The following is a 17,591-nucleotide window of genomic DNA, read 5'->3' on the forward strand; positions in this document are numbered from 1 at the left end:
GGCGGCACGGGGCGCCCGGCCAAATCAGCCGGATTCGTCCGGTCCGTCCTGGGGTGCGGCCGCAAATGATGCGACGGTGGAGGGTTCCCGGAGTGAATTCTCCAGCGGGACCTGGGGGCCGTCGCCGTCGCGCAGCCAGCGGCGCAGCACGTGGTGGACCTGTTCGGCGCCGACGAGTTCACCGCCGTCCGGGACGGGCGGGGACAGCACCACGGGCGAGAGCAGGAAGGGGCGGCCCTGGGCGCCGCCGAGTCCGCCGTGCGAGCCGATCTGCTCCTCGAAGGCGAGGACCTCGCCGTCCACCGGGTCGTACCAGGAGTTGACCATGATGTCGGCGGTGTGCGGGAAGGAGTCGGTGCGGCGCACGGCGTCGGCGGCGCCCGGGCCGAAGTCGGCGAGCGGTCCGTGTCCGTCGGCGAGGTCGGCGAGCGCGACCTCGGCGCCGCGCGCCCCGAGCACCACCGCGCCGTGTTCCTCGCTGCGTACGAGGAGGAAGCCGATGCCCGGATGGTTGGCGAGGGTCGGCAGCAGGGCGGGGTGGCGGGCGTCGATCTCCTCCTTGCTCATCCGGTGGCGCACGTCGGGGAAGGAGACGAGGCCGAGGTTGCCGGAGGCGAGCACGACGGGTTCGTGGTGGCGGCCCCGGCCGGCCGGCTCCTCCACGGGGCGGCGCAGGGCGGCCCGGACGGCGGAGCGGGCCTCGGCGCCGCTGTGGGTGCGGCGCGCCTTGCGCGGCACGGGCAGTCCGCAGCCGGCCCGCACCAGGTCCTGGAGGGTCAGTCCGTAGCGGGCCTGGAAGGTCTCGCCGGGGCTCTGGCCGTGGTCGGAGAGGACGACGATGCGGTAGCGGCGCGGCGCGTGCTCGGCGACCTTCTCGAGCAGCGCGAGCGAGCGGTCGAGCCGGGCGAGGACCTTCTCGGCGTCGCGGCCGAACGGGCCCGAGTGGTGGGCCACCTCGTCGTAGGCGACGAGGTCGGCGTAGACGGCGCTGCGGCCGGCCAGCAGGTCGCCGATGACGGCGGCGACCACGACGTCCCGCTCGACGACGGTCGCGAAGGCGCGGATGAAGGGGTAGAGGCCGCCGCGGCCGACGCGCGGGCGCTGCCGGCGCAGCCGGGCCCGGGTCGACTGGCCGATCTCCCGGCCCACCTCGGCGCCGAAGGACAGGGCGGTGCGCACCGCGTTGGCCGGGTCGCAGAAGTAGGCGAAGTAGCCCGCCCGGGAGCGGTTCTCCTTGCCGCGCCTGGCCGCCACGGACAGCACGAGCGCGACCTCCTCGGCGCCCCCGCTGAAGAGGTTGCCGCGGCTCGCTCCGTCGAAGGTGAGCAGCCCGCCGTCGCCGGTGTGCTCGATGGCGCGGCGCTGGAGTTCGGCGGCGCTGGTGGGCCGGTTGGAGACCTGGATCTCGCCGGTGTCCTTCTCGTACCAGCGGAAGGCGGGGATGTCGTGGTTGGAGCCGTGCAGGATGCCGAGCTGGCTCGCGCCGGTCTGGCTCGACCAGTCGGTGCGCCACGGGGTGAGGCGGTGGACGCCGTCGCGCAGCCAGCGCTGGACGGTGGGCATCGTGCCGTCGCGGGCGGCCCGCAGCAGGATCTCGTGGCCGACGCCGTCGAGCTGGATGAAGACGGTGCCGGGGGCGGGCGGCCCGGCGTCGGGCAGGACGTTCCCGGCGCCGCGGCGGCGCCGGTCGGCCAGCCGGTACAGGCGCCGCCGGTAGGCGTCGTCGTCGCGGACCGCGAGCGAGCCGCCGGTCGCCGAGGCGACGGCCGACATCACCGCGGCGACGACGACGGCGGTCTCCGGGCCCGCCTCGCCGCGGCCGTCCGGGACGAGGTGCAGGGCGAACAGCAGCAGGGCGCCGTTGAGGAAGAAGACGCCGAGGCCGAGGACGAGGGCCGGGACGAGCAGGAGGGCGCGGACCAGCAGCGGCCAGACCAGCGCCGACAGGAGCGCGAAGGCGCCGGCGCCGAGGGCGGCCGTGGTGGCGACGCGGGTGGCGCTGTCCCCGCTGTCGGACTGGAGCTGGAAGTCCGGCAGCGCTCCGGCCAGGACCAGCATCGTCAGGGTGCTCGCGACCCAGACCGTCAGCGAGCGCCATGCGGTGCTCGCCACCCGTCTCCACCGGCCTGTGGCCACGTCCCGGCTCCCCTCGCCCCTGTACGGCTGTGCGCTGCTTGTCGTCGGCCCAGGGTTTCATACGATTTGGGAGGCCAGGCAGGCCCCTCCGGCGCCGCGGGGGCGGCGGCCCGGATCTCAGCAGCCGTCGTACCCGGCGGTCGGCATCGACAGCCGCCGGTGCACGCGCGCCTTCATCTCGGTGTCGTACGCCGGTTCCGCGAGGCCCGCCGTCTCCAGCCGGACCCCGCGCCGGGCGCACTCGGCGGAGAACGCGTCGACCGAGCGGAGCGCGGCCCGCAGGACGCGGTCGCTGGGCGCGACGAAGACGTCGACCAGGCCCGCGTCGACGCCCGCCCACAGGATCTCGTGGTCGGCGCGGACGCCGTGCACGAGCAGCTCGCGGGTGATCACGTAGCCGCGCTCGGCGGCCCAGCGGGCGCACATCGCGTGCTGGCTGCGCGAGTCGACCAGGAACGGGTCGGCGTCCAGCTCCTCCAGCGGTGTGAGGCTGGCGATCGCCGCCACCCGCACGGCGTCGCCGCCCCCCTCGGGTGCGCCCATGGTGTCCCCCTCACCTCAGCCTCACCTCAGCTTTCCGCGACGACCCTACTCCTGCACGTAGGCTCAGGGGCAGTCGTACGTAAGGAGGCAACGGGTGCCGGTGGAGATCACCTGGTGGGGTCATGCCACCTGCACGGTCGAGGACTCGGGCACGAGAGTGCTCACGGATCCGCTCTTCGCCCGTCGCCTGGCCCATCTGCGCCGCCGCCGCGGGGGCACGCCGCCGCCGGGCGCGGCCCGCGCGGACGTGGTCCTCGTCTCGCACCTGCACGCGGACCATCTGCATCTGCCGTCGCTGGCGCGGCTCGCCCCGGGCACCCGGGTGCTGGTGCCGCGCGGCGCCGGCCGGTCCGTGCCGGGGCTGCGCAGACTGCGGGATCTGGAGATCACCGAGGTCGAGGCGGGGACGCGGGTGGAGGTCGGCGACGTGGCGATACGGGCCGTACCCGCGGCGCACGACGGGCGGCGGCTGCCGGTGGGACCGCAGCGCGCGCCCGCGCTGGGGTACGTGATCAGCGGGGAGGCCCGGACGTACTTCGCGGGTGACACCGGCCTGTTCGACGGGATGGCGGACGCCGTCGGGGAGGTGGACGTGGCGCTGCTGCCGGTCGGTGGCTGGGGGCCGAATCTCGGGCCGCACCACCTCGATCCGGAGCGGGCCGCCGAGGCGCTGGCCCGGATCGCGCCGCGCAGCGCGGTGCCCGTGCACTACGGGACGTACTGGCCGATCGGGATGGACGCGGTGCGCCCCCACGAATTCCACACGCCGGGCGATGAGTTCGTCCGGCAGGCCGCGCTGCGGGCCCCGCAGGTGGCGGTGCACCGCCTCGCGCACGGCGAGAGCGTGCGGCCGGAGGTGGCCCGGTGATGCTCGACGCCGTCGCTCAGGTGGTGCCGACCGAGTCGACCCAACAGGCCGTCGGGTACCCGACGTTGTTCCTGTTCGTCGCGGTCGGCGCACTGCTGCCGGTCATCCCGACGGGCGCGCTGGTGAGCTCCGCCGCTGTGGTGGCGTTCCATCAGAAGGCGCCGTACTCGCTGCTGTTCGTCTTCGCCACGGCCTCCGTGGCCGCGTTCCTCGGCGACGTGGCGCTGTACTGGCTCGGGCGGCGCGGGATGCATTCGAAGAACGGTTCGCGGTGGTTGCAGGCCCTGCGGTCGCGGGCGCCGCAGGAGCGTCTGGAGCAGGCGCAGGACAAGCTCGCCGACCACGGGGTGCTGGTCCTCGTGCTGTCGCGGCTGGTGCCCGCCGGGCGGATCCCGGTGATGCTGGCGTGCCTGATGGCGAAGATGCCGCTGCGCCGCTTCGCCCGCGGCGACGTACCGGCGTGCCTGGCGTGGGCGCTGACGTACCAGGTGATCGGGCTTCTCGGTGGCTCCCTGTTCAAGGAGCCGTGGCAGGGGGTCGTGGCCGCGGTCGCGCTGACCGTGGCGGTCAGCGCCGTCCCCGTGCTGTGGCGCAAGGTGCGCCGGCCGTCAGGCAGTCAGCACGCGTGACGCATGCCGTCAGCCGGTCAGCGCGCGTGACGCGTGTCGTCAGCCGGTCAGCACGCGTGATCCGCCGACCGGCAGGTCCCAGAGCGCGGTGCGCGGCAGGCCCGCCTTCTCCCAGGCGGCGCGCAGCCGGGTGAGCGGCTCCATGACCGGTTCGGCCGACAGCAGGAACGTGGCCCAGTGCATCGGGGCCATCGCGCGCGCTCCCACGTCCTGGGCCGCGCGCACCGCGTCCTCGGGGTCGCAGTGCACGTCCCGCAGCCACCAGCGCGGCTCGTACGCCCCGATGGGCAGCAGCGCCAGGTCGATGCCGGGGTGGCGGCGGCCGATCTCGGTGAACCAGCGTCCGTAGCCGGTGTCGCCCGCGAAGTAGATCCGCCGCCCGGTCCGGTCGGTGAGGACCCAGCCGCCCCACAGGGTGCGGCAGGTGTCGGTGAGCGAGCGCTTCGACCAGTGGTGCGCGGGGACGAAGTCGAAGCGCACGCCGTCGAGTTCGGCCGCCTCCCACCAGTCCAGCTCGGTGACGCGGGTGAAGCGGCGGCGGGTGAACCAGCGGCCGAGTCCGGCGGGCACGAACACCGGTGTGCAGCGCGGGAGCCGGCGGACGGTGGGCCAGTCCAGGTGGTCGTAGTGGTTGTGGCTGATGACGACGGCGTCGACGGGCGGCAGCGCGCTCCAGGCGACGCCGACCGGGGTGATCCGGGCCGGGGTGCCGAGGATGCGGCGGGACCAGACGGGGTCGGTGAGGACGGTCAGGCCGCCGATGCGGACGATCCAGCTGGCGTGACCGGCCCAGGTGACGGCGGCGGTGCGGGCGTCGACGTCGGGCAGCGGCGCGGGGGCGTACGGCAGGCGGGGGATGTCGGCGAGGCCCTCGGGGCGCGGGCGCAGCGCTCCCTCGCGCGCGAACCGGGCGAAGGCCCGCAGGCCGGGCAGGGGCGCGGACAGCCGGTCCGCGAAGGAGCGGGGCCAGCGGCGCGGCGGGGCCTCGACGGTGTCTCCCCCGCCGAGCGGCCGCGGCTCGGCGAGGGGGCGCGCGGGCGTGCGGGGCCCGGCCCGCCGTGCCGTCGACGGTCCGGACGCCTGGGTCATCGCCCGGACTCCCGTCCCTCGCCGGCCGGGGCGCCGCCGCGCGGCCACTCCTCGGGGGCCGCCCCGCGCAGGTCGTCGAGGACCGCCGCGACCCTGCTCAGCCGCTCGGCCACCTGCGGCAGGCGCAGCGGCTCGGGCGACGCGAGGGACGCCGCGCGCTCCTGCGGCGTCGAGCCGAGCAGCGGTCCTGTGGAGAGCCGGACCCGCAGCGCGGCCGGGTCGTCGCCGAAGCGGTGGCCGCCGGGCGCCGGCATGCCGAGGCGGTCGGTGAGGAGGTCCTCCAGGTCCTGCGCGTCGCTCACGCCGTGCGCCGCGAGGCCCTGGCGCAGCGGGCCGAGGTCGGCGTAGAGGTGCCGGCCCGAGCGCGGCGGCCGGACCGGACCGGCCCCGGCGGCGAGCACGGCGCGGTACAGGGCCGCGGCCACCCGGGCGTGCAGCGCGACGGCGGCGGTGCGGCGGGCGACGACCGCCTCCGGCTCGTTCAGGACGTAGGTGGCCGCGGCCGCGACGGGGGCGGCGAGCACGGCGCCGGTCGCGGTGAGGAAGTCCAGGACGCGGTCGGCGAGGCGGTCGCCGAAGGGGGTGGGCGCGAACCGGGCACAGGCCGCGGGCAGGGTCGGCGGCAGGTACGCGCCGGTCAGGTCGGTGAGGACGGTGACCCGGTCGGGGAACATCTCGGCGGGGCTGAACAGGACGGTGTCCGTGCCCGGGTGCAGGGTGTCGCGCCAGGTCTCGTCGCTGACCACGTGCAGGCCCTCCCCCGCGGCGGCCTCCACCGCCTCGTGCAGCACCTCCGGCGGCGGCACGGTCGCGGTCGGGTCGTCGGCGACGGACAGGACGAGCAGCCGGGGATCGCCGCCCTCGGCCCTGACCCGGCGGACCGTCTCCAGCAGCGCGTACGGGTCGGGGACGCCGCCGCACTCGGCGGGGGTCGGTACGTGGAACGCCTCGCGGCCGAGCAGCCGGGTCTGCGGCACCCACCAGGCCGGGCAGGGGCGCGGGACGAGGACGTCGCCGCCGAGCGCAGCGGTCAGCGCGAGGAGCAGCGGGGCGCCGCCCGGGGCCGCGGTGACCCGGGCCCGCTCCCCGCTCAGTCCCCGGCGCACCCAGTAGCCGCGGGCGGCGTCGAGGAGGGCGGGCGGGCCGCCGGGCGGCTCGGGGTGCGAGCGGTCGGCGGCTGCCGCGACGACCCCGGCGAGCTCCGGCAGCACGGGCAGCCCCGGCTCGGGCAGCGGCGGTCCGTAGCGCACCGGGCCGCGCCCCTCGGGCAGGGGGTCGTGCGCCGCGTGGGCGGCGGCGGTCCGGGGTTCCCGGGCAGTGGGTTCCGATGGCCGCATGCTGCCTCCGTGCCGTGAGTCGCCGAGCGTCGCGAGTGCGCTGCCTCCAGCGTCACATCCCCGCGGGCCCCCGCGCGCGCCGTACTCCTGCCCGGGGCGTACCCCGTGGGGCCCGCGTCCGGCCGGGCGGCCCGGACGGCGGCTGCGCCGGACGGGTGAGAGACGGGACGTGACGCCCGGGGGCCGGTCCGCGGTGCGGGAGGTCAGGCCTGGCGGGTCAGGGCGGTGAACTCGCGTTCGAGGCCGTGGCCGCGGCGCTCGACGACGGCGGCGGCCACGTCGGCCAGTTTGCGGTTGGTGGTCTGCGAGACGCGGCGCAGCACCGTGAAGGCCTGTTCGGCGTCGCAGCCCAGCACGTGCATGACGATGCCGCACGCCTGGTCGACGACGGGTCGGGTGCGCAGGGCGGCGCCGAGCTGGTCCAGTTCGGTCAGGGCCGCCCGGTAGGAGCGGTCGCGCGCCAGACACGCGGCGGCCAGGTCGCCCAGCGCACGGACCGGGCCGCGCGGGGCGTCATGCAGGGTCCCGGCGCGGAAGCTGTACAGGCTGAGGGTGACGGTGAGCCCGGCGCTGCGGAACGGCATGGTCACGCTGGAGCGCACGCCGGAGTCGAGGGCGAGTGCCCGGTAGCGCGGCCAGCGCCGGTCGCGCAGCAGATCGGCGGCGTCCACGGTCCTGCCGTCCTCCTCCGCCGTCGGGATCGGGCCCTCTCCGGAGCACCGCTGGACCGAGGCCAGGGCGGCGAGGTCGGGGTGGGTCGCCGCGGACGGCCGTGCGCCCTCGCCGTCGTAGGCGGTGGCCACGGCGCCGCAGCAGTCGGGCATGCAGCGGGCCGCGCCCTCGGCGAGTTCGGAGAGCCGGCGGGTGTCGTCGTCCTGCGGCTCGGGCTCCCCACCGTGCCCGCGTGCCGCGGGCGGACCGGACCGGCGCATGCGTGAACACCTCCTCGCCCCCCTCCTTCGAGTGCGCCTTCCCCGGCCCCGTCCCGGAAAACAGACGCGCGGGATAAGTTCGCCGCATGCCGCAGACGGAGGAGTTCGGTGAGGACCTTGCGGACTTCGTGCGCCGGGTGGCCGAGCTGAAGGCAGCACGGTCGGTCTCCGCCGACGACCTGCCGGCCGTGCTCGACGCGGCGCTCTTCGAACTGGAGCACGCGGTGCGCGAGCTGTGGCCGCGGCAGGAGGGCCGGCGGGCCGCCGGCCCTGCCGCGGGCCCGAGCCGCTCGGCGGCGGCCGACGGGCAGGAGCGGCAGCTGTTGCGTGCCGTCTTCCAGCGGCTGCCGCTGCCCGTGGCGCTCGTGGACCGGGACGCGGTGGTCCGCCGGCTGAACTCCGCCGCGACGGCGTTCATGGGGGTGCGCACCGGCTACGCGGCGGGCCGCCCGCTCTCCGCGCTGCTGGCCCACGCCGACCGGGCCGCCTTCCGTACCCAGGTCGCGGCGGTGGCGCGCGGGGAGGGCGACCGGGGGATGACCGTCCACCTGCAGCAGGACCCGCACGGGGCGGTCCGTACGACGCTGACCGCGCTGCGCCCCGGCGGCGAGCGGCACACCACCGTCCTTGTCCTGCTGCTGCCCGAGGGCGCCGGCTCGCCCGTGCCCGGGCAGCGCGTCCCCGGTGTCCCGGCCGTTCCGGATCTTTCGGAGACGACCCGGCACACGGCGCTGATGGACCTGGTGGACCTGATGGCGCGGGAGCTGCTCGCCGCCCCCGCGGGGGATCCGGCGGGGGTGCTGCGCCGCGCGGCCGGGGTGCTGCACGGCCGGTTCGCGGACTGGGTGGTGGCCGACCGGGGCGCCGCCCGGCCGGTCCGTGCGGCCGTGCTCGGCGGCGACGCGGCGGCCGTCGCGGACATCGCCGCCCAGGACCCCGCCGCGAGCCCCCTCGTCGTGGAGGCGGCGCGCGGCGGCTCACCCGCTCTGCTGGTGCGCCCGGAGGACCCGGGGGCGCTGGGCGACGACGCGTCCGGCGCTCCGGTCCTGGTCCGCGCGGACGTCACGTCCCTGGTGTGCGTGCCCCTGGTGGCGGCCCCCGGCGAGCCGGTCCAGGGCGTCCTGACCCTGGCCCGGTCCGCGGGCCGCCCGGCGTTCTCCATGGCGGAGGCCCGGGCGGTGGACGTGATGGCCCGGCACATCGCCCTCGCCATGCGCAGGTGACGCGCCGGGCGGCCGGTGCCCCGGCTCAGGCGGCGTCGGCCAGCACCTCGTCCCGCAGCCGGTCGCAGCACCGGGTGATCAGGCGGGACACGTGCATCTGCGAGATGCCCAGCTGCTCGGCGATGCGGCTCTGGGTCATGTCGCCGAAGAAGCGCATGTAGAGGATCTGCCGCTCGCGTTCCGGCAGGGCGGCGAGGCGCGGTTTGACGGCCTCCCGGTCGATGACGACGTCGAGCGCCGGGTCGGCGGCGCCCAGCGCGTCGGAGAGCGAGTAGCCGTCGTCGCTGCCGGGCAGCTCCGCGTCGAGCGAGAGCGCCGTGAAGCTCTCCAGGGCTTCGAGACCGGTGCGCACCTCGTCCTCCGTGAGATTCGCGTGGGCCGCGATCTCCTCGGTGGTCGGGGTCCGGCCGGGGGTGTTCCCGGACAGCTCCTGCTGGGCGAACCGGACGCGGTTGCGCAGGTCCTGGACGCGGCGGGGCACGTGGAGGGTCCACATGTGGTCACGGAAGTGACGCTTGATCTCACCGGTGACGGTGGGCACGGCATAGCTCTCGAAGGCGTTGCCGAGCGCCGGGTCGTAGCGGTCGACCGCCTTGACCAGGCCCATCGCGGCGACCTGGCGGAGGTCGTCGTAGGACTCACCGCGGTTGCGGAATCGACCGGCGAGCCGGTCGGCCATCGGCAGCCACGCCTCGACGACGGCGCGCCGCAGCACGTCGCGGTCGGGCCCGTCGGGCATGTCGGACAGCTTGGCGAACGCTTCGGCCGTGTCGGGCGCGTCGTCGTGCGGATGGCGTCGTCCGGCCTTCGCCGGGTTCACGGGTGCGCTGGTAGGCGTACGCATGGATCGCAACTCCCCTGGATGTGCTTTGGGGTTCGGTGGTCACCGTGGGAGTCGCGCGTCGCTACGGCGCCGGGCACACCCGGGGTGGATACCGAGCGGTATCTCTCCCACGGACGTGCCTCCAGTCCGAAGCACTCACCTACGCCTGCCCCCCAACCGTGGGACCAAACGCATGGCTTCGCAGGAGATGGGTAATACCCCGCGGCGCCCCGGCCCCGAGCCCGGGCGCCGCCGGAGAAAGCACCCGTGAGCTGGGACGATCCGCCGGGGACACCGGGGAGGGTACGCCCTTCGACCGACGCCCGTACGGGTGAGGCGGGCGGGCGGGCGGTGGACGCCGTGGGCCGAAGCGGCCTCAGGGGCGGCCGGGACGGACCCGTCCCGGCGGTCCCGCGGCGGTGCCCGGGGGGAGCCCGGGCACCGCCGGCGGGCGGCGGCCCGGCGGGGTGGGTGCCGGGCCGGACGTCACCGGGTTCCGTCACGGTCGGCGGGGCCGGGACGGCACGCACCCGGCACCCGGGACCGGCCCGCGGTGACGGTTCGACGGTAGTCCCCCGCCCGGCCCGTCACGATCCGCCGAACGCGGCCGTTGTCCGCAGAACGCGGCGTACCGCGCCGGGTAGGCGGGCGGCGTCAGGGGGCCGGTTCGCGCAGGGTGCGGGAGGGCGCGGTGCCGTACTTGGCGCGGTACTGCTCGGCGAACCGGCCCAGGTGGCCGAAGCCCCAGCGGTGGGCCACGGCGCTGACGGTGGTGGCGCCCGGGTCGGCGGCGACGAGCTCCAGGTGCGCCCGCTCCAGGCGGACCGTGCGCAGGTACGCCATCGGCGACAGACCGACGTAGCGGGCGAACGCCTCCTGGAGGCGGCGGACGCCGACGCGGGCCTCGGCCGCGAGTTCCGAGGTGGTGAAGGGATGCTCGGGGCGTTCGCGCATCGCGTCCATGGCCCGTTTGACCGGGGCGGGGCGCAGCTCCCGGGCGGGTGCGTCGAGCAGGTCGCGGTCCCGGTGGTCGGCGGCAAGGAGCAGGCCGTTGAGCACGGCGTCGCGCAGCGGCCGGGCGACCAGGGCGTGGTCGAGCGTCCGGGCCGGCTCGGCCAGGTCGTCGACGAGCACCCGGACCAGCCGGGCCCAGGCGCGGCCGCGGCCGCGGGTCAGGTCGAGCTCCGGGCCGAGCGTCAGGGGGGTGCGCGGCGCCCGCCCGGTCAGCTCCTCCAGGCGGTTCTCCAGCAGTCCCCGCTCCAGCTTCACGGCGATGATCCGGCCGTCCCCGGCCCAGCGGTCCACGCTCGTGGAGCCGACGGGCTGGAACAGCGCGGCCCGGCCGCGCGGGGTGATCAGTCCGGGGCGGCCCGCCTGGTGCCAGGACATCGGGCCGCCCAGCGGGATGTTCACGTGGTACGCGCCCAGCTCCCCGCAGCGGACCCGGACGTCGGCGCCGCAGGCGAGGTCGCCGATGGTGATCCCGCCGAGGTCCACCACCTCGAAGGCGGCGCCGAACCGCTCCGGCGCCGCCAGCACGTCCAGCCGGTTGGTGTAGAAGGCGGACGTGATCGCCTCCCTGGCCTCCTCGACGTCGCCCGTTCGAAAGGACGTCCTCACCAGCGGTCTCCCCATGCCTCGCCACTTCCCGTCGTGCGCGCCCGACTACTCAGCGTACGGCGGGAAGCGACGGGGTGGTGCGTCCCGGTCGGATCGGTCCCGGGGTCCTGCCCAGGGTCTGTCTGACCCTAGCGCGGGCGCTCCACGCGGCGCTCGTCCCAGACCGGCTCGGCCGTCTCGCGCACCCGGCCGTCCGTGCCGAAGACGAGGTACCGGTCGAAGGCGCGGGAGAACCAGCGGTCGTGGGTGACGGCGAGGACCGTGCCGTCGAAGGACTCCAGGCCTTCCTGGAGCGCCTCGGCCGACTCCAGGTCGAGGTTGTCGGTGGGCTCGTCGAGCAGGAGCGCGGTGGCGCCCTCCAGTTCGAGGAGGAGGATCTGGAAGCGGGCCTGCTGGCCGCCGGAGAGCCGCTCGAACTTCTGCTCCGCCTGCGCGGTCAGTTCGTAGCGCCGCAGCCGGGACATCGCGGCTCCCTTGTCCTTGGCGTGGTCGCGCCAGAGGATGTCGAGAAGGGTGCGGCCCTGCAGCTCGGGGTGGGCGTGGGTCTGGGCGAAGTGGCCGGGGACGACGCGGGCGCCGAGCTTGAACTCCCCGGAGTGCGCCACCGACCCGTCCCCCGCGAGCAGGCGCAGGAAGTGCGACTTGCCCGACCCGTTCGAGCCGAGCACGGCGACCCGCTCGCCGTAGAAGACCTCCAGGTCGAAGGGGTGCATGAGGCCGGTCAGTTCGAGCCCCTTGCAGGTGACGGCGCGCACCCCGGTGCGGCCGCCCTTGAGCCGCATCGTGATGTCCTGCTCGCGCGGCGGCTCCGGCGGCGGCCCGGCCTCCTCGAACTTGCGCAGCCGGGTCTGCGCGGCCGCGTACCGGGACGCCATCTCGTGGCTGACGGAGGCCGCCTGCCGCAGGTTCACCACGAGCTTCTTCAGCTGCGCGTGCTTCTCGTCCCAGCGCCGGCGCAGCTCCTCGAAGCGGGCGAAGCGCTCGCGGCGGGCCTCGTGGTACGTGGCGAAGCCGCCGCCGTGCACCCAGGCGTCGGCTCCGGCCGGGCCCGGCTCGACGCTGACGATCTTCTCGGCGGAGCGGGCGAGCAGCTCGCGGTCGTGCGAGACGAAGAGCACGGTCTTGCGGGTCTCGCGGAGCTTCTCCTCCAGCCAGCGCTTGCCCGGCACGTCGAGGTAGTTGTCCGGCTCGTCCAGGAGCAGGACCTCGTCGGTGCCGCGCAGCAGCGCTTCGAGGACGAGGCGCTTCTGCTCGCCGCCGGAGAGGGTGCGCACCTCGCGGAACTGCGCCTTGTCGTAGGGGACGCCGAGCGCGGCCGTGGTGCACATGTCCCAGAGCGTCTCCGCCTCGTACCCCTGGGCCTCGGCCCAGTCGGAGAGCGCCTGCGCGTAGCCCATCTGCGCGGCCTCGTCGTCGACGGTCATGATCGCGTGCTCGGCCTCGTCGACCGCCCGCGCGGCCTCGCGCAGCCGCGGGGAGGCCACGGAGACGAGCAGGTCGCGCACGGTCGTCCCCTCGTCGCGCACGGAGCCGACGAACTGGCGCATCACCCCGAGCCCGCCGCCGACGGTGACGGAGCCGCCGTGCGGCTGGAGCTCGCCGGAGATCAGCCGGAGCAGGGTCGTCTTGCCCGCCCCGTTCGGCCCGACCAGGGCGACGACGGCGCCCTCGCCGACCCGGAAGGAGACATCACCGAGCAGCGCCCGCCCGTCCGGCAAGTAGTACTCGAGGTGCGCGGCTTCCAGATGTCCCATGACCCCGCATTCTGGACGTCCGTGCGGGTGACGGGCAAACGAATAGGGCCCGCGGAGCTGGGTGCGGGGCCCGAGCCGGGGTAGGCGTCGAGGCATGTGTGCCGACTTCGACATCTCCAGGCTGCCGAGAGCCGCGGCGGAAGCGCCGCGGCCCGGGCCTTCCCTGCGCGGTCGGCTGGCCGCTCTCGACATGCGGCTGTTCGAGAACGCCGCCGAGCGGCGCTGGCCGGGCGCCGAGCGGATCCTGCCGGCGCTGAGCCGGAGCGCCAACCACGGCGCGCTGTGGTTCGCGGCGGCCGGCGTCCTGGCGGCGACGGGTTCGCCGCGGGCCCGCCGGGCCGCGCTGCGCGGGGTCTCCTCGCTGGCCCTCGCCTCCGCCACGATCAACACCATCGGGAAGCGGTCGGTGCGCCGCACGCGGCCGGCCCTGGACGCCGTGCCGATAGTGCGCCGGCTCAAGCGCCAGCCGTTCACGACGTCGTTCCCGTCGGGGCACGCGGCCTCGGCGGCGGCGTTCGCGACGGGGGTGGCCCTGGAGTCCCGGGGCTGGGGTGCCGTGATCGCGCCGGTGGCGTTCTCGGTGGCGGCCTCCCGGGTGTACACGGGCGCGCACTTCCCCGGTGACGTGCTCGCGGGCGCCACGCTCGGCGTCGGCGCGGCCTTCGCCGTCCGGGGCCTGGTGCCGACCCGGGACCAGATGCCCTCGCCGGGCCGTCCGCTGGTGGACGACGTGCCGGCGCTGCCGGAGGGCGAGGGCCTGGTGATGGTGGTGAACACCCAGGCGGGGACGCCGGAGCGGGTGCGGGTGCTGCGGGACGCGCTGCCGCTGGCCGAGTTCGTGGAGTGCGAGGGCGCCGAGATCCCGGCGGCGCTGGAGAAGGCGGCGCAGAGCGCCCGCGTCCTGGGCATCTCAGGGGGCGACGGCTCGGTCAACACGGCCGCGCAGGTGGCCCTCAAGCACGACCTGCCGCTGGCGGTGCTGCCCGGCGGCACCCTGAACCACTTCGCGTACGACCTCGGGATCGAGGACGCGGGCGACCTCGTGCGGGCCCTCGTGGGCGGCGACGCGGTCGCGGTCGACGTCGGCCGGTTCCGCTCGGACAAGGCGTCCGGGATCTTCCTCAACACGTTCAGCCTGGGCGCCTACCCGGAGCTGGTGCGCGAGCGCGAGCGCTGGTCGGGCCGGATCGGCGGCCGGCTCGCCGACGTGGTCGGCGCGGTGCACGTGCTCCGCCGCGACCACCCGCTGGAGGTCCACGTGCACGGCGAGAAGCGGCCGCTGTGGCTGCTGTTCGCCGGGAACTGCACCTACCGGCGGATGGGGCTGACCGCGGGCCGGCGCGCGGACCTCGCCGACGGCCTGCTCGACGTACGCACCGTCAGCGGCGGCCGGCTGCCCGGTGTGCGGCTGCTCGCCGCGGCCCTGTCGGGCCCGCTCTCCCGCTCGCCGTTCCACTCCGCGACCCGTCTGACGCGCCTGCACGTGGACGGCGTCTCACCGGGCACCCCGCTCGCCTACGACGGTGAAGTCACCGAATGCGGACGGCAGTTGACAGTCGACAAGCAGCACGAGGCGCTGCGCGTGTACCGGCCCCTGAGCATACTGTGAGCCGCCGTCCGTCCACATGACAAGACGGGTATCTCACGATCCGATCGACGGGCGTACGTTGACGGTGTCTCCCCGGGGCCTCCCCGGCCGGAGGCACCGTCGCGCCGTGAAACCGCACCGTGAAGGGGATCGGGCATGTCACAGGAGACCGCCGTCTACACCCACGGACACCACGAGTCCGTGCTGCGCTCGCACACCTGGCGCACCGCCGCGAACTCCGCGGCCTACCTGCTCGGCTCGCTCAAGCCGCACATGCAGATCCTGGACATCGGCTGCGGCCCCGGCACGATCACCGCGGACCTGGCCGCGCTCGTTCCCGACGGCCGGGTCGTCGGGGCCGACCACGCGCCGGACATCCTCGACCGGGCGCGCGCCACGGCCGCCGAACGGGGCCTGACGAACGTCGAGTTCACCACCGCCGACGTGCACGCCCTGGACTGGCCGGACGACACGTTCTGCGTGGTGCACGCGCACCAGGTCCTGCAGCACGTCGGCGATCCGGTCCAGGCGTTGCGCGAGATGCGCCGCGTCACCAAGCCCGGTGGTTTCGTCGCGGTACGCGACTCCGACTACGCCGCGATGACGTGGTACCCCGGCTCCCCCGGCATGACGGAGTGGCTGGACCTGTACCGCCGGGTCGCCCGCGCCAACGGCGGCGAGCCGGACGCGGGCCGCCACCTCAAGGCGTGGGCCATGCGGGCGGGGTACGCGGCGGCGGACATCACGGCCACGGCCGGGACGTGGTGCTACGCGACGCCGGAGGAGATCGCCTGGTGGAGCGGGCTGTGGGCGGAGCGCACGGTCGCCTCGTCCTACGCGAACGTGGCGACCGGCGGCGGCCACGCGACGCCGGCGGAGCTGGCGTCGGTGGCGGAGGCGTGGCGGGAGTGGGGCACGCACGAGGACGCGTGGTTCACGGTCCTGCACGGAGAACTCCTGTACCAGAAGCCCCGCGCCTAGGGGCAAAATCAAGCCCCTCCGGCGATTGAGGAGCGGGGTCCGGGGCGGAGCCCCGTGGCCCGGGCGGCAGCCCCGCTCCTACCGCTCGCCCCGCGCGGCGTCGGCAGGCCGCTCCTCCTCCACCTCATCGGCCTCATCCTCATCCTCGTACTCCCCGTCGTCCTCCCCCGCGTACTCCTCGTCGAACTCCCCCTCATCCTCATAAGCCTCGTCGCCCTCGACGCCCTCGGGCTCCTGCTCCTGCTCCTGCTCCTGCTCCTGCTCCTGCTCCACCGCATCCTCATGGCTCAGGACGACCTCACCGTCCCGGATCTCCCCGCGCCACCCTTCCTTCGCCTCGCCCCGCAACGTCACGAACCGCGCGAAGTGCTTGAGGTCGAGCCGGGCCCGCCGCCCCTGGGCGCGCCAGATGTTGCCGGTCTTCTCGAACAGCCCCTTGGGGTAGTACTCGATGACGAGCAGGACCCGGGTGAGCCGGTCGGCCAGCGGATGGAAGGTGACGACACCCTTCGTCGTGCCCTTGGCCCCTTCGGACGTCCACTGAATGCGGTCGTCCGGCACCTGCTCGGTGGTGTGCGCCTTCCAGCTCCGGTTGGACCAGAAGACCTTGAGCTGCCAGTCCGAACTGACGTCACCGGCGCGGCCCGCGCTCTTGACGCCCTTCGCGAAGGTGCTGAACTCCTGGTACTGCGTCCACGAGTCGTACGCGGTCCGCAGGTCCACGCCGACATCGACGTACTCCATGATGACGGTGGGCTTCTTGCCCGCACCGCCCTTGCGCCCGCCCTTGCCGCCGAGGTTCTTGAACGCGCCGATGGCCTTGTCCTTGAGGCGGCCCGCACCCAGCTCCACCACGGTGCGCAACGGCCCCTTGCCCTCGGCCAGTTTGCGACCGCCGTCCAGCGCGAGCTTGGCGAAGCCCGGACTGTTGCCCTCGGCGATGTCGGACAGCTTGACCGTGGTCTCGCCCAGCTTGCGGCCCACGCCGACGAGCATGCGTTCGACCTGCGCCGCGGCGTAGCCCCGCAGCTCTTCCTTCAGGTGGTCTACGGCCTCGCTCTGGGCCAGCCCGCCGAGTGCTCTGGTCGGGGAGTCAGCCACGGCCGCGGCCTCCCTTCGCGGCGCCGGCCGCTCCGCCCGCCGTCTTCTTGGCGGCCCGCGGGGCCCGCGAGGCGGCCGACTTGGCGCTGTTCGCCGCGCCGCCGGCCCCCGCGGCCTTCGCGGTGCTCTTCTTCGCCGCCGTCTTCTTGGCGGTGGTCTTCTTGGCGGCCGTCTTCTTCGCCGCACCCGTCCGCGCCGAGCCGGTCCGCGCCGCACCGGCCCGCTCCGAGCCGGACCGCGCCGCCCCCGACTTCCCCGAACCGCTCGACGCCGCCCTCTTGGACGCCGTCCGCTTGGACGTGGCGCTCTTGGCCGTGCGGGTGGTCCTGCGGGCCGCGCCACGCCCGTTCGCCGAGGACTTGTCGCCGCGCGTGCCGCGCTCGTCGTCGTTCTCGTCCCGCTTCGCGTCCCGGCCGCCGCGCTCGTCGTCGTACCCCGCGTCCTCGTCCTCGTACTCCCCGCCCCCGGCCTCGTTCCCGGCCGCGTCCCCTTCCTCTTCCTCTTCGCCGGCCCGGCGTCCGCGCCGGCGGCCCGGGACGAGGCCCGTCACGCGCTCCCCCGCGTCCCGCACGTCGTCCACGTCCGGCGCGACGCCCGCGATGCGGTCCTGCACGCCCTGCGTCCGCGCGTGCAGCCGGCCCGCGAGCCCCTCCAGCTGCCGCTCCACCAGCGCGCCCGACGCGGCCGTGCCGACGCCGCGCAGATCCTGGCGAAGCTGGCCGCCTATCTCCTTGAACTGCGGGTTCTTCTCCAACTGGGTGGTGACAAGCCCGGCCAGCGCGCGCGGGCTCAACTTCAGCCGCTTGCCCGCGACCATCGTGCCGACGGCGAACGCCAGCTTCATCTTCTTCGTACGCCCGAGGACGTAACCGGCCCCTACCGCGAGGCCGAGAGCTACTCGGTTCACTGTGCCTCCACTGGGTCGAGGACCTGGTCCTCACTGCGGTCGACTGTCTGCCGGCCGGTG

The 17,591-nt window shown here is 75.2% G+C and carries 15 protein-coding genes; 5 read left to right on the plus strand and 10 right to left on the minus strand.

What is annotated here, in order from left to right; genetic code table 11:
* Positions 1-24: 24 nt before the first annotated feature.
* Together ACIBW6_RS07705 and ACIBW6_RS07710 are read right to left on the minus strand one after the other, a co-directional pair.
* Positions 25-2,136, minus strand: a complete 2,112-nt coding sequence (locus ACIBW6_RS07705) for an alkaline phosphatase family protein (RefSeq protein ID WP_399057791.1) — start codon at positions 2,134-2,136, stop codon at positions 25-27.
* Positions 2,137-2,253: 117 nt separating this feature from the next.
* A complete protein-coding gene (locus ACIBW6_RS07710) occupies positions 2,254-2,679 on the minus strand; it encodes a hypothetical protein (RefSeq protein ID WP_399057793.1) in 426 nt (141 codons plus the stop codon).
* A 94-nt stretch (positions 2,680-2,773) separates the two neighbouring features.
* Between ACIBW6_RS07710 and ACIBW6_RS07715 the strand changes: the two genes are divergently transcribed.
* Both ACIBW6_RS07715 and ACIBW6_RS07720 read left to right on the plus strand, forming a co-directional pair.
* Positions 2,774-3,547, plus strand: a complete 774-nt coding sequence (locus tag ACIBW6_RS07715; protein ID WP_399057795.1) for an MBL fold metallo-hydrolase — start codon at positions 2,774-2,776, stop codon at positions 3,545-3,547.
* Positions 3,547-4,176, plus strand: coding sequence for a DedA family protein (locus ACIBW6_RS07720; protein ID WP_399057797.1), 630 nt, complete (start codon positions 3,547-3,549; stop codon positions 4,174-4,176). The genes ACIBW6_RS07715 and ACIBW6_RS07720 overlap by 1 nt, the downstream gene beginning before the upstream one ends.
* A gap of 39 nt (positions 4,177-4,215) precedes the next feature.
* On the opposite strand, the gene ACIBW6_RS07725 is transcribed toward ACIBW6_RS07720, so the two are convergent.
* The 3 genes from ACIBW6_RS07725 to ACIBW6_RS07735 form a co-directional block, all read right to left on the minus strand.
* Complete coding sequence (locus ACIBW6_RS07725; protein ID WP_399057798.1) at positions 4,216-5,265, minus strand: MBL fold metallo-hydrolase; 1,050 nt, start codon at positions 5,263-5,265, stop codon at positions 4,216-4,218.
* Positions 5,262-6,602, minus strand: a complete 1,341-nt coding sequence (locus ACIBW6_RS07730; RefSeq protein ID WP_399057800.1) for an aminotransferase class I/II-fold pyridoxal phosphate-dependent enzyme — start codon at positions 6,600-6,602, stop codon at positions 5,262-5,264. Before ACIBW6_RS07730 ends, ACIBW6_RS07725 begins: the two co-directional genes overlap by 4 nt.
* 203 nt (positions 6,603-6,805) lie before the next feature.
* A complete protein-coding gene (locus ACIBW6_RS07735) occupies positions 6,806-7,534 on the minus strand; it encodes an ANTAR domain-containing response regulator (protein ID WP_399057803.1) in 729 nt (242 codons plus the stop codon).
* 86 nt (positions 7,535-7,620) lie between these two features.
* Between ACIBW6_RS07735 and ACIBW6_RS07740 the strand changes: the two genes are divergently transcribed.
* Positions 7,621-8,757, plus strand: coding sequence for a PAS domain-containing protein (locus ACIBW6_RS07740; protein WP_399057805.1), 1,137 nt, complete (start codon positions 7,621-7,623; stop codon positions 8,755-8,757).
* Between the two features lie 25 nt (positions 8,758-8,782).
* On the opposite strand, the gene ACIBW6_RS07745 is transcribed toward ACIBW6_RS07740, so the two are convergent.
* The 3 genes from ACIBW6_RS07745 to ACIBW6_RS07755 all read right to left on the minus strand — a co-directional run bounded on the left by ACIBW6_RS07745 (position 8,783) and on the right by ACIBW6_RS07755 (position 12,954).
* Positions 8,783-9,601: an RNA polymerase sigma factor SigF gene (locus tag ACIBW6_RS07745; protein WP_399057807.1), complete on the minus strand. Its 819-nt coding sequence runs from the start codon at positions 9,599-9,601 to the stop codon at positions 8,783-8,785.
* A gap of 633 nt (positions 9,602-10,234) precedes the next feature.
* Positions 10,235-11,200 carry an AraC family transcriptional regulator gene (locus tag ACIBW6_RS07750; protein ID WP_399057808.1) on the minus strand — a complete coding sequence of 322 codons (966 nt, stop codon included), beginning with the start codon at positions 11,198-11,200 and terminating at the stop codon, positions 10,235-10,237.
* A gap of 128 nt (positions 11,201-11,328) precedes the next feature.
* Positions 11,329-12,954 carry an ABC-F family ATP-binding cassette domain-containing protein gene (locus ACIBW6_RS07755; protein ID WP_399057810.1) on the minus strand — a complete coding sequence of 542 codons (1,626 nt, stop codon included), beginning with the start codon at positions 12,952-12,954 and terminating at the stop codon, positions 11,329-11,331.
* Positions 12,955-13,048: 94 nt separating this feature from the next.
* On the opposite strand from ACIBW6_RS07755, the gene ACIBW6_RS07760 reads away from it, so the two are divergent.
* Together ACIBW6_RS07760 and ACIBW6_RS07765 are read left to right on the plus strand one after the other, a co-directional pair.
* On the plus strand, positions 13,049-14,563 hold the full coding sequence (locus tag ACIBW6_RS07760) for a bifunctional phosphatase PAP2/diacylglycerol kinase family protein (RefSeq protein ID WP_399057812.1): 1,515 nt from the start codon (positions 13,049-13,051) through the stop codon (positions 14,561-14,563).
* 135 nt (positions 14,564-14,698) lie between these two features.
* The gene (locus ACIBW6_RS07765; protein WP_399057814.1) at positions 14,699-15,523 is read left to right on the plus strand and encodes a class I SAM-dependent methyltransferase; all 825 of its coding nucleotides are present in this window, start codon (positions 14,699-14,701) and stop codon (positions 15,521-15,523) included.
* Between the two features lie 78 nt (positions 15,524-15,601).
* Here the strand turns inward: ACIBW6_RS07765 and ACIBW6_RS07770 are convergent, their stop codons facing one another.
* Positions 15,602-16,624: an SRPBCC family protein gene (locus ACIBW6_RS07770; protein ID WP_399057816.1), complete on the minus strand. Its 1,023-nt coding sequence runs from the start codon at positions 16,622-16,624 to the stop codon at positions 15,602-15,604.
* Positions 16,617-17,531, minus strand: a complete 915-nt coding sequence (locus ACIBW6_RS07775) for a DNA primase (RefSeq protein ID WP_399057818.1) — start codon at positions 17,529-17,531, stop codon at positions 16,617-16,619. Before ACIBW6_RS07775 ends, ACIBW6_RS07770 begins: the two co-directional genes overlap by 8 nt.
* Positions 17,532-17,591: the final 60 nt, after the last annotated feature.

Source organism: Streptomyces sp. NPDC049813 (assembly GCF_044465085.1).
GTDB lineage: Bacteria > Actinomycetota > Actinomycetes > Streptomycetales > Streptomycetaceae > Streptomyces.

Excerpts from the sequence above, each read along its gene's own strand:
- ACIBW6_RS07720 (WP_399057797.1), top strand. The coding sequence starts at position 3,547 with ATGCTCGACGCCGTCGCTCAGGTGGTGCCGACCGAGTCGACCCAACAG.
- ACIBW6_RS07725 (WP_399057798.1), bottom strand. The coding sequence starts at position 5,265 with ATGACCCAGGCGTCCGGACCGTCGACGGCACGGCGGGCCGGGCCCCGC.
- ACIBW6_RS07765 (WP_399057814.1), top strand. The coding sequence starts at position 14,699 with ATGTCACAGGAGACCGCCGTCTACACCCACGGACACCACGAGTCCGTG.
- ACIBW6_RS07735 (WP_399057803.1), bottom strand. The coding sequence starts at position 7,534 with ATGCGCCGGTCCGGTCCGCCCGCGGCACGCGGGCACGGTGGGGAGCCC.
- ACIBW6_RS07740 (WP_399057805.1), top strand. The coding sequence starts at position 7,621 with ATGCCGCAGACGGAGGAGTTCGGTGAGGACCTTGCGGACTTCGTGCGC.
- ACIBW6_RS07730 (WP_399057800.1), bottom strand. The coding sequence starts at position 6,602 with ATGCGGCCATCGGAACCCACTGCCCGGGAACCCCGGACCGCCGCCGCC.
- ACIBW6_RS07745 (WP_399057807.1), bottom strand. The coding sequence starts at position 9,601 with ATGCGTACGCCTACCAGCGCACCCGTGAACCCGGCGAAGGCCGGACGA.
- ACIBW6_RS07755 (WP_399057810.1), bottom strand. The coding sequence starts at position 12,954 with ATGGGACATCTGGAAGCCGCGCACCTCGAGTACTACTTGCCGGACGGG.
- ACIBW6_RS07710 (WP_399057793.1), bottom strand. The coding sequence starts at position 2,679 with ATGGGCGCACCCGAGGGGGGCGGCGACGCCGTGCGGGTGGCGGCGATC.
- ACIBW6_RS07760 (WP_399057812.1), top strand. The coding sequence starts at position 13,049 with ATGTGTGCCGACTTCGACATCTCCAGGCTGCCGAGAGCCGCGGCGGAA.